Here is an 11,418-nt window from a genome sequence, read left to right as displayed (position 1 = left end):
GTAAATTAGCAGTCCTTTTTTTTCCGGGTAAAACTTCTATTCTTTCAACACTATCAATAAAAGACACTGTAAAATACAAACAAGTACTATCTGCACTTATGCTTCACTAAAGCGTTTTACAATGCCATATGGCACTCATTGACTATATAAAAAAGAGCCAATGCCAGCGTTCACTATCGCCGCACAATAATGATAGATTTTACTGGGATATGAAATGTGTCTACTTTCATAACTATTTCTTTTTTATTTTGTATTATTTGTAGTTTCATCAGTCTCATCATTTTCTTCAATGTTTTTGACTCCACCTTTAATAATAAAGTAGCCAAAAACACCTGAAATTAATGAACCTATGACGATACCTAGTCTGTCTTGGAAAATAAGGTTGGCACCTTGTCCCTGTTCAAAAGCTAGCGAGCCAATAAATAAACTCATGGTGAAACCAACACCACACAATATGGCTGCACCATAGAGTAAACGCCAATTAACATTTGCTGGTAATTTAGCCCAACCTAACTTTATGGCAATAAAACAAAAACCAAATACGCCAAGCTGTTTTCCAACGATTAGACCAACAATAATCCCCAATGGCACAGGAGCAATAACTTGCTCGATACCGACACCAGCAAAACTGATACCTGCGTTCGCAAATGCAAATACCGGCAAAATAATAAAAGCGACTAAGGAATGTAAGTTGTTCTCTAAAGATTTTAACGGCGAGGGTTCGTCCTCATCACCCTTTATTGGGATAAAAAACGCTAAAATAACACCCGCTAATGTTGCGTGAACACCAGACTTTAATACTGCTACCCACAATACAATACCTAAAAATATATAAGGTGCAGTACTAGTGACTCCTCGTTTATTCATCACAAATAAAATGGCAATGATACTTGCGCCAAAAACTAGAGATAATAATGAGAGTTGGTCAGTGTAAAATAACGCGATAACAATAATAGCGCCTAAATCATCAAATATGGCTAACGAGGTTAAAAACACTTTTAGTTGCAATGGCACTTTACTGCCTATGACTGACAATATACCTAAGGCAAAAGCAATATCAGTCGCGGTAGGAATTGCCCACCCCTTAATAGCATCGGGATCATTGTAGTTAAAAGCGACATAACATAAAGCGGGTATTAGCATACCACCCAAGGCACCAATAGCAGGTAATGTAACTTGCCCTGGTTGAGATAAATCACCTTCTAAAAACTCACGCTTTAGCTCTAAACCTACGAGGAAAAAAAACAACGCCATAAGGCCATCATTTATCCACAATAGTAAAGGCTTAGCTATTTCAAAAGTTCCAACCGCTACTTGAACAGGAATATTCAACAGCATGTCGTAATAAACCATAAACGGTGAGTTGGCGATAATCATTGCCGCTACAGCAGCAAACATTAAAATAATGCCACTAGCAGCTTCAAGCTTTAAAAAATTGTTAACACTTTTAATAATCATTTGTTCTCATTATTTTATTTAATTAGGGACATAATATGTCACAACAATATTTTTTACAAATTTGCCAATGTAATAATTTGTAAAAATGACCAAGCTGTTCAATCCATTAATTGGATGAAAATTCGGAAACTAGCAACTATATCGATAATAGTTCATTTTTATGATGGTTTTACTGATAATATTGGAATTAATAAGTGTAATACTTTCCAATAAAAAAATAAGTGCAACGTCTAGAGGCAAACACGCATGAAAAAACTTGATGACATAGATTTACGTATTCTTACATTGCTTTATAAAGATGCCGATATCACCAATAAAGAATTAGCTTCGCAGATAGGTATTGCACCATCAACATGTTTAGAACGCGTAAAACGCATGAAATACAATGGCGTTATAAATAATGCCTTCATTGATATTAATTTTAAAAGTATTGGGGGTAATATTGAAGCCATTGCAGCAATTAAACTACAACCTTACTCAGAATTAATTGTAAATAAACTTAGAGATGATTTACTTAAATTGCCTGAAATTGTTAGCTTGTACCACATGGGGGGCAGCTACGATTACTTTATTCATATGTCAGTAAAAGATAGCGAGCACTTACGTCAGTTTGTATTCAATGCCATAACCTCTCGTGAAGAAGTTACAACGGTTGAAACTTCACTTATTTTTGAACATAGCCGTAGCGGTGTTTTACCTATTTTTGATGATGAGTGATCACGACTTATAAAACTAAAGGTAGTCAACCACTCGTTATTTCTAGCCAATCAGTTGATTCACAATGTTATTTATTATCAAAACTTTGTGTTTCAAAATATAACGGCTTCATGGTGCCGCAGTTAAAAAATTTATACTGTAATTCATTCTCTTTTGGAACGGGTGAGGAAGTATTGAATTTAGTCAAACAACCGGCATTTACATCTATATGCAGGACATGATCGTAGCTTGGCGCTTGCTGTATACGATGAATATAAATTTTGTTGGTTTTACGATACGACACAACATCATATTCCTGTTTATTACTCGACGGTTCAATTTCATCAAGCTTACGCATATATAATTGTTCAGCAAAGCTTATCGTCATGTTCTCGTAAACCAACATTCCATCACGCTCAAAGTGCCCAAGATATACATCGGCATTAACCACAACTTTCTCACCTCGCATTAAACGCTGTAAGTTAAAAGGTTTGGGTTTAATTGTAACCATGTCATTGTCACGAACCAACTGCACCAATGCGACATTTTTAACGTCAAGCTTATACAGTAATTGAACATTTTTTGGTTTTTCATAAAGCGATAAATGATAGGCAAAAATAGCTGAAGACTTATTCAGTAAAACCATGCCATGCTCACCTTCATAAGCAGGATCAAGTGGCGGTAGTTCTTCAGGCGCAGACTCAGCAAAATTATTAAAACTGACTAAAGCAATTAACAGGGAACTAAATAAAATTTTCATTCTATGACACTCTCTTCACATTAATTTATAAATGCAGGTAGATCCCAACTTGGCCAATCACACATTCTACTTGTTCATTATAACCAAATAATATCCATATATTTTATACTCAACATGACTATATCAGAATAAAGCAAAGCGAATAGGTTAAATCACTAACAGAGCTCGTAACCGATAGAAGTTAAAGCTTACCAATGCTCAAGTTACTTAAGCGTACGCATGTTGTGGAGTTGGTTCTCGAAATACGAGTGCTTACAAAATAATGTTTTAGTAAAAAAGGGCTGAACATAAAAATCCCGCATCAGTATGCGGGATTTTAGTGTTGGTTTTATTCTTGAGTAGTATTAGCTTTTAAGATCATCGAAGAATTTTTTCACACCGTCGAAGAAGCCTGTTTCTTTCGGGCTATGCTTACTGGTGCTTTTACCCATTTTTTCTTCTAACTGGCGTAGTAAGTCAGCTTGATCGCCCGATAAACTTACCGGTGTTTCAATCACAACTTTACACATTAAGTCGCCCACTGAATGACTACGTACTGATTTAACACCTTTGCCACGCAAACGGAACATTTTGCCTGTTTGAGTTTCTTTCGGTATTTTCAGCTTAACTTTACCTTCAAGTGTTGGCACTTCAATGTCGCCACCTAAAGCCGCCGTTGTGAAACTAATCGGCACTTCACAGTACAAATGGTTTTCATCACGAACAAATATTTTATGGTCACGCACATTGGCTTGAACATATAAATCACCTGCCGGAGCACCATGTTCACCTGCTTCACCTTCACCAGATAAACGAATTCTATCACCGGTATCAACACCTGGTGGAATTTTAACTGATAGTGTTTTATTTTTCTCTACACGCCCTTTACCACGACATGAAGTACAAGGGTCTGAAATAACTTTACCTTGACCAGAACATGTTGGACACGTTTGCTGCACAGCGAACAAGCCCTGACGCATTTGTACTTGGCCATGGCCATGACATGTAGAACACGTTTTGGCACTGGTGCCTTTTTTCGCGCCACTACCATCACAAGGTTCACAACTCACAAAAGTGGGTACTTTAATTTCTAAGGTTTTACCCTTAACGGCTTCTTCAAGGCTTAAGTCAAGGTTATAGCGTAAATCTGAGCCACGACGTTGGCGAGATTGACCACCACGTCCGCGACCACCGCCACCGAAAATATCACCAAAAATATCACCAAAGGCATCGCCGAAGTCTTGTCCGCCGCCAAAGCCGCCGCCGCCACCATGACCACCTTGTTCAAACGCCGCGTGGCCGTATTGATCATACGCCGCGCGCTTTTGATCATTGTTTAATATTTCATAAGCTTCTTTAACTTCTTTAAACTGTTCTTCTTTAGATTTATCACCTTGAGTTCTATCAGGATGATATTTCATTGCTAAACGTTTGTAAGCTTTTTTGATATCGCGCTCAGCTGCATCTTTCGATACACCTAGCACTTCATAATAATCGCGTTTTGACATAGGTTTTATTTCTTTACTTCAAATTTATGGATACTAATTTGTTTAACTTCTTTCTTAGATACGGTAAGCATTGTCATTACCCTTTAAAAATCTAAGCAAATTACCATCGTTAATAATTAGGTTTTCGTTACTGCTTTAACATAGTAAAGCGCCGATAATTATCGACGCTTTAATTTATGTTAATTAAACCACTCAGCTTAAATGTTTATTGTTGATATTGTAACGTTCTAGAGCATGTAGGTCACACTGAGCATACATTGTATGTGAGCATGTCCAACGCTGCTGTTGAGCGTTACAAGTACAACCTAACAAATAATTACTTGTCGTCTTTAACTTCTTCAAACTCAGCATCAACTACATCATCACCACCAGCTGCATCTGCTTCAGGTGCTTCACCTTCAGGAGCGCCGCTTTGTGCTTGTGCTTTGGTTTGAGCAATTTCCATTAACTTAGCAGAAGCTTCGATAACGGCTTGAGATTTAGCATCGATTTCTTCTTTGCTATCGCCTTTAATGGCAACTTCAAGCTCAGCTAATGCAGCTTCAATTTTCTCTTTGTCTTCACTTGGTAAATCTTCGCCTGCTTCTTCAATTTGCTTACGCGTTGAATGAACCATGCCATCAGCTTGGTTACGAGCTTGAACTAGCTCTTCAAATTTCGCATCTTCGTCAGCATTTGCTTCAGCGTCACGTACCATTTGCTCTACTTCTTCATCTGATAAACCAGAAGAGGCTTTAATAGTGATTTTTTGTTCTTTACCTGTGTTCTTATCTTTAGCCGTTACATGCAAGATACCATCAGCATCTAAATCGAAAGTTACTTCGATTTGTGGCGTACCACGTTGTGCAGGGGCAATACCTTCAAGGTTAAATTGACCAAGAGATTTATTTGCAGAAGCTTGCTTACGCTCACCTTGCATTACATGTACCGTTACAGCTGCTTGGTTATCATCAGCAGTTGAGAATGTTTGAGATTGCTTAGTTGGGATAGTGGTGTTTTTATCGATAACTTTCGTCATCACGCCGCCCATAGTCTCAATACCTAATGATAATGGTGTAACGTCTAATAATAGAACGTCTGTTACATCACCAGAAAGTACACCAGCTTGAATCGCAGCACCTGCAGCTACAGCTTCATCAGGGTTAACATCTTTACGTGGCTCTTTACCAAAGAATTCAGTAACAACTTTTTGTACCATAGGCATACGTGTTTGACCACCAACCATGATTACGTCGTTAATGTCGCTAATTGAAAGGTCTGCATCTTTAAGTGCTTGCTTAAGCGGACCTAAAGTAGCTTTAACCATGTCTTCAACTAAAGACTCTAATTTAGCGCGCGTTACTTTGATGTTCATGTGCTTAGGGCCTGAACCATCAGCAGTAATGTATGGCAAGTTAACGTCTGTTTGTTGTGCTGAAGAAAGCTCACATTTCGCTTTTTCTGCCGCTTCTTTCAAACGTTGCATTGCTAATGGATCTTGCGTTAAGTCCATGCCTTGATCTTTTTTGAATTCAGCTACTAGATAGTTGATTAAACGGTTATCAAAATCTTCACCACCTAAGTGAGTGTCGCCGTTTGTCGCAAGTACTTCAAACGTGTGCTCGCCTTCAACTTCATCAATTTCGATGATAGAGATATCAAATGTACCACCACCTAAATCGTATACTGCAACAACTTTATCGCCTTCTTGCTTGTCCATGCCGTAAGCAAGTGCAGCAGCCGTTGGCTCGTTGATGATACGTTTAACATCAAGACCAGCAATACGACCTGCATCTTTAGTTGCTTGACGTTGTGCATCGTTAAAGTATGCAGGAACGGTAATTACCGCTTCAGTTACTTTTTCGCCTAAGTAATCTTCGGCTGTTTTTTTCATTTTTGCTAAAACTTCAGCAGAAACTTGTGGAGGAGCGATATTTTTATCACGCGCTGTAACCCAAGCATCACCGTTGTCAGCTTTAACAATGCCAAAAGGCATAATTTTAATATCGCGTTGAACTTCTTCATCTTCAAAACGACGACCGATTAAACGCTTAATAGCGAACAATGTATTTTTAGGGTTAGTTACAGACTGACGTTTAGCAGGTTGTCCAACTAACGTCTCGCCTTCTTCTGTGTAAGCAATGATTGAAGGAGTTGTACGATCGCCTTCTGCATTTTCAATTACACGTGCTTTACCACCATCTAGAACAGCAACACAAGAGTTTGTTGTTCCTAGATCAATACCAATAATTTTGCCCATCTTGACGATCTCCGAATACATATTTAATAAAAATAAAGATTAAATCTTTTGATGAACAGTTAGTGGGGGCAGGAAAAAGTCTTTTCAACTATTTTTATCGAAATAAATTAAAAAATTTTATTTTTATTTGCTCTGCTCTTTATTAATGACCATTAAGCATTCGCCATATTAAGTATTATGTTTAAACATGAGCAGCAACGCACACAACGCTTATCTAGCATTAAATACGATTAACAAGCTTGAAGAGCATTAAGAACTTAATTGAGTATAACTTGGCTATTACAGTACAAAGTCATCAATCAAAGCAAAGTGCAATTAATAGAGGCAATAGAAAAAAGGGCATAAAAAAACCAGACATATGTCTGGTTTTTCTTATCAGGTAAAGTTAGCTAAGCATATTATTATGCCGTGGTATCAACACTTGGCTTAGCTTTTGACACCATCACCATTGCAGGACGTATTAAACGACCATTTAACTCATAACCTTTTTGCATAACAGCAATAACAGTATTAGGCGCAACACCTTCAACTTCTTGCATTGACATAGCTTGATGCAATTCAGGGTTGAATGGTTGATCTTGAGGATCAATCGCTTTAATAGCAAATTTCTCTAACGAAGCTAATAAACCTTGATAAGTTAATTCAATACCTTCAACAATGGCGGTATTGCGTTCATCATCTTTATCAATACTTTGTAATGCGCGTTCTAAGTTATCAACCGTAGTTAACATTTCAGCAGCAAACTTCTCTAAAGCAAACTTACGTGCTTTTTCAACATCTTGTGCTGCACGACGGCGCACATTGTCGACTTCTGCTTTCGCACGAATAACAGAATCTTTTTGATCAGCAACCGTTGATTTAGCGGTAGCTAATGCAAGTTCAAGCTCGTTTATTTTTTCTTGTTCTGCACTGATATTTTCAGCGGCAGTATCAAGTTGAACTTCAACTTGCTCGTCTGCATGCTCAATAATTTCAGCGGCTAATGCGTCTGCTGCAATTTCTTCAGCACTTTTATTGTCGGTTGACTCGTTGGCCATGAAAAACTCCAAAGTAGGTCTAAAAATTCAAAATATATAAAACTGATAACGCTAATTATGGGGGCTTGTTTTTATGATTCAAGCACAAAAGTAAATCATTTAAAAAAAAGTCAACTTTACAAGCGAGTAAAATAGCGCGAAACTGCTGATAGTCCTTAATTATATTACATATTGATAAGCACCGTATGAGTAATTTATACAACACCATTGGCCTGATTGGCAAACCTCACCATGAAGGTGCCAGCTCCACTATAGAAGCGTTACATCAATATTTGTCGCAAAATGGTTACAAAGTGCTAATAGAAAATTCTGTTGCACAAACCGTTAATATCGACAACGTAAACATGGCTTCACTTACCAATATTGGTGAACGTGCAGACTTGGCTATTGTTATAGGTGGTGACGGTTATATGCTTGGCGCCGCAAGAGTTCTAGCTTGTTATAACGTTGGCGTAATCGGTGTTAACCGCGGTAACTTAGGCTTTCTAACTGACTTATCTCCTGATGACCTCATTGCTCCGCTTGAAGCCATTTTAAAAGGAGAGTCACGTTCTGAACAACGCTTTATTATTGAAGCCGAAGTTTATCGCCACGGCAAACTAAAAAGTTCTAACAGTGCGGTAAACGAAGCGGTTCTGCATGCGGGTAAAGTCGCCAACATGATAGAGTTTGAAGTCTATATTGATGGTAGCTTTATGTTTAGTCAGCGCTCTGACGGGCTTATAGTATCAACGCCAACAGGCTCAACGGCCTATTCAATGTCTGCGGGTGGCCCAATATTAACCCCTAATTTAAACGCGCTTTCACTCGTACCAATGTTCCCTCACACCTTATCTAGTCGACCCATTGTGGTAGACGGTAACAGTGAAATAAAACTAAAATTAGCAAATGAAAACTATGAAAACCTACAAGTAAGTTGCGACGGGCATGTAATTTTAGCCGTGATGCCTGGTGATGAAGTTATCATTAAAAAAAGTGAGTTTACGTTGCGTTTAATTCACCCGCTTGATCACAACTACTTTAATGTTTTAAGAAATAAACTAAGTTGGGGCAATAAACTATACTAACGTAATGAAATTAAATCTTAAATTTAACCAACTGCTACTCATTATTTTTGTTTTATGTTCATTTTTTGCAAAAAGTGAACATAAGCTAAATATAATTGACGTTATTTGGGTAACAGATAATTGGCAAAACTATACAAATAAAGACGGTACTGGGCTTTATCATGAAATGTTTGAAGCCATTTTTCAGCACTCGCCATACAATATCCACCTAAAATATTTACCCTGGAAACGGGCGCTACGCGAAATTGAAACAAAAAAAGCCAATATCAGTGGCGCATTACCGAATAATGGCAAATATCTCTTTGCTAATTTACCTATTCTCACGCAACCTATCAGCATATTAATTCCAAAAACAAAATCTGATTTAACACTACAGCAAATAAGCAATTTAGTTGGCGTATGGCCAGAAGTATATACTGAAGAGATTATACAACCTTCAATATCACCCTATATTAATGGGGTTAGTGCACACTATCGTGAAGACGCAGTTAACTTACTGAAAAATAAAAAAGTGGATTACTACATCGACATACGATCTATGCTAGAAGTGCAACTGGCTTCCTTACCAACAATTGAACAGCAGCAATACCAAATCCAAAATTTAGCTTCGTTAAAGCTATTTCTAGTTTTTAGTGACGATCCAAAAGGCAGAGCATTAAAGCGTTTTTACGACACAAGAACACAAACACTTTTAGATAAACATATTCTACAAAATATTTATCAAAAATATCATGTGAACTTCTCATACCCTGAATAAATTTTAAACAATATATAAATTAGTTATTGCATAAAAAACAGATACTGTATAAATTAACAGTATCTGTTTTTTTTGTAATTAAAGGCGTTGATTTATCCACTTGCTAAGTAAAGTGAGGTGACATTAAATTAACCCATCAGGACTAACTATGTTATTGCAGCTCAACATTCAAAATTTTGCCATTGTGCGCTCACTCGATATTGATTGGCAACAAGGCATGACCACCATTACCGGTGAAACTGGTGCAGGTAAATCAATCGCTATCGATGCCCTTGGGCTTTGTTTAGGTGATAGAGCTGTAACGAATGTCGTTAGGCCTAATTGTACCAAAGCAGAGTTAGCTGCCACCTTTGATACAACCAAGAATAAGCAAGCCAAAAACTGGCTAAAAAAACATGATATGTTGCTCGACAACGAATGCATTCTTCGTCGAGTAATATCAGCTGAAGGTCGCTCAAAAGCTTATATTAATGGCAGCCAAGTTCCTTTAGCTCAACTGAAAGAAATAGGCCAATTGCTCATTAATATTCATGGCCAACACGATCATCAACTAATCGTTAAAGCCAGTGAGCAACGCAATATTCTTGATGCCTACGCTAGCCATCAACATTTGTTAGACGAGGTTAAGTTTTATTATCATCAATGGCGTGAACTTAACCAAGAGGCAAAAATATTACAGGAAAGTAAATTTCAGCGTGAAGCTAAACAGCAGCTTTTACAATACCAAGTAAATGAACTCGACGAGTTTTCACTGCAAATTGACGAATTTGAAACCTTAGAAACAGACTATAAACGCCAAAGTAACGGGCAACATATTTTAAGTGAAACTTTAGTTGCTGTGCAGCAGTTATCTGAAAATGAACAATTTAATGTAGTCGACAGTTTACAGCACAGCGCAGAACAAATTACAGCATTAGGCAATTACGATCCCGTTTTAAAAGCAATAGCAGAGCAACTTAACGAAGCCTTAATACAAGTAGAAGATGCAAGCCAAGAAATTAAACATTATTATGAAAGCTTAGAGCTTGACCCACAAGCCTACACGTTAATTGAAGAGCGATATTCAACAGCGGTACTGCTCGCTAAAAAGCACCAAATTTCGCCTGATGCGTTGGCTAGCTTTCATCAACAATTACTACAAGAGTTACAACTATTTAGCTCTGATGAAACACGCCTAACGCAAATTAACGACGATATAGAAGCAGCAAAACAAAAATATCAGCACGCTGCAGAGGCTCTATCTGACTCTAGAAAAAAAGCGGCCACTAAACTCAGCAAAATGATCACTAAAAGTATGGGTGAACTTAACATGCAGCATGGAAAGTTCTTTATTGATATTTGCCAAGATAAAAACGAAGGATTATCCGTAAACGGCAGCGATACAGTAAGTTATCTCGCAAGCTTAAACCCTGGGCAGGCACTTGAAGCTATGAACAAAGTTGCTTCAGGTGGTGAGTTGTCAAGAATTAGCTTAGCCATGCAAGTTATTTTAGCCGATAAAATTGTTACCCCGACCTTAATATTTGATGAGGTAGATGTTGGTATCAGCGGACCTACCGCCGCCATGGTTGGCACGAAGTTAAAGCAATTAGCAAAAAACACGCAAGTTATCTGTGTAACACACTTACCGCAAGTTGCGAGTAAAGGACATCAGCAATTATTTGTTGCTAAATTAACTGATGGTGAACACACCGAAACTACGGTTACGGAACTTTCTAGCAATGGGCGCGTCCAAGAAATTGCCCGTTTATTGGCTGGTGATAAAATTACCGAAAATAGTCTGGCGAATGCACAAGAATTACTGGCTGGATAAAGTAAAGCTTAACGAGTGGGTAAAATAAACTAAAAATTATTTTGTATCTGACAGCCCGCTTCGCTATTATCCCCGTTCAAACTATAAAGGATAAATATAATTAC

At 37.7% G+C, this 11,418-nt stretch carries 9 protein-coding genes; 4 read left to right on the top strand and 5 right to left on the bottom strand.

Annotated features, from left to right (window positions below; all coding sequences use genetic code 11):
- Positions 1-243: 243 nt before the first annotated feature.
- Positions 244-1,458, bottom strand: coding sequence for a Na+/H+ antiporter NhaA (gene nhaA, locus DBO93_RS04395; RefSeq protein WP_204100646.1), 1,215 nt, complete (start codon positions 1,456-1,458; stop codon positions 244-246).
- A 246-nt stretch (positions 1,459-1,704) separates the two neighbouring features.
- Between nhaA and DBO93_RS04390 the strand changes: the two genes are divergently transcribed.
- Positions 1,705-2,175: an Lrp/AsnC family transcriptional regulator gene (locus DBO93_RS04390; protein ID WP_108455243.1), complete on the top strand. Its 471-nt coding sequence runs from the start codon at positions 1,705-1,707 to the stop codon at positions 2,173-2,175.
- Between the two features lie 67 nt (positions 2,176-2,242).
- Here the strand turns inward: DBO93_RS04390 and DBO93_RS04385 are convergent, their stop codons facing one another.
- From DBO93_RS04385 to grpE, 4 genes are all read right to left on the bottom strand, one after another.
- Entirely contained in the window at positions 2,243-2,914 is a 672-nt protein-coding gene (locus DBO93_RS04385) for a hypothetical protein (protein ID WP_108455242.1), read from the bottom strand.
- A gap of 344 nt (positions 2,915-3,258) precedes the next feature.
- Complete coding sequence (gene dnaJ / locus DBO93_RS04380; RefSeq protein ID WP_108455241.1) at positions 3,259-4,401, bottom strand: molecular chaperone DnaJ; 1,143 nt, start codon at positions 4,399-4,401, stop codon at positions 3,259-3,261.
- A 316-nt stretch (positions 4,402-4,717) separates the two neighbouring features.
- Complete coding sequence (gene dnaK / locus DBO93_RS04375) at positions 4,718-6,640, bottom strand: molecular chaperone DnaK (protein ID WP_108455240.1); 1,923 nt, start codon at positions 6,638-6,640, stop codon at positions 4,718-4,720.
- A gap of 401 nt (positions 6,641-7,041) precedes the next feature.
- Positions 7,042-7,677: a nucleotide exchange factor GrpE gene (grpE, locus tag DBO93_RS04370; protein ID WP_108455239.1), complete on the bottom strand. Its 636-nt coding sequence runs from the start codon at positions 7,675-7,677 to the stop codon at positions 7,042-7,044.
- Positions 7,678-7,862: 185 nt separating this feature from the next.
- Between grpE and nadK the strand changes: the two genes are divergently transcribed.
- The 3 genes from nadK (at position 7,863) to recN (ending at position 11,314) form a co-directional block, all read left to right on the top strand.
- The gene (gene nadK / locus DBO93_RS04365) at positions 7,863-8,744 is read left to right on the top strand and encodes an NAD(+) kinase (protein WP_108455238.1); all 882 of its coding nucleotides are present in this window, start codon (positions 7,863-7,865) and stop codon (positions 8,742-8,744) included.
- A 4-nt stretch (positions 8,745-8,748) separates the two neighbouring features.
- Entirely contained in the window at positions 8,749-9,501 is a 753-nt protein-coding gene (locus DBO93_RS04360) for a transporter substrate-binding domain-containing protein (RefSeq protein ID WP_108455237.1), read from the top strand.
- A 148-nt stretch (positions 9,502-9,649) separates the two neighbouring features.
- Positions 9,650-11,314 carry a DNA repair protein RecN gene (recN, locus tag DBO93_RS04355; protein ID WP_108455236.1) on the top strand — a complete coding sequence of 555 codons (1,665 nt, stop codon included), beginning with the start codon at positions 9,650-9,652 and terminating at the stop codon, positions 11,312-11,314.
- The last annotated feature ends 104 nt before the right edge of the window (positions 11,315-11,418 follow it).

The organism is Colwellia sp. Arc7-D (assembly GCF_003061515.1).
In the GTDB taxonomy this organism is placed as follows: Bacteria; Pseudomonadota; Gammaproteobacteria; order Enterobacterales; family Alteromonadaceae; genus Cognaticolwellia.
This window is presented reverse-complemented; position numbering and strand designations above follow the sequence as displayed.